The organism is Pseudoalteromonas sp. GW168-MNA-CIBAN-0100, from assembly GCF_040309225.1.
Classification (GTDB): Bacteria; Pseudomonadota; Gammaproteobacteria; order Enterobacterales; family Alteromonadaceae; genus Pseudoalteromonas; species Pseudoalteromonas arctica.
Genome location: NZ_JBEOOL010001218.1, coordinates 1 through 220, shown reverse-complemented (window position 1 = coordinate 220; position 220 = coordinate 1). Strand labels below are relative to the sequence as shown.

Annotated in this window: 1 protein-coding gene; it reads right to left on the bottom strand. The window is 45.0% G+C overall.

Translation table 11 applies throughout. From position 1 onward, the window contains the following. Positions 1–220: transposase (locus AAEY62_RS25290; protein ID WP_350637261.1), on the bottom strand; the 220-nt coding region annotated here is incomplete at both ends.

The following is a 220-nucleotide window of genomic DNA, read 5'->3' as shown; positions in this document are numbered from 1 at the left end:
TGCATGACTGGCAAGACCAATGGGGTATTAATCGTTCTTGCTCTACCTTCGGCTTCACCGCTTTGCATGGGGTTGCTGATACTTGAGCCTTTATTAACCCTAACTTTCGCTTGCGACATGCATTAGCTAAAAAGCCATAGTGGCGAATGCGCATAAACCCTTTGGGCAATACATGTTGTAAGTAGCGCCGTAAAAATTCATCACAACTCAGAGTCATGAC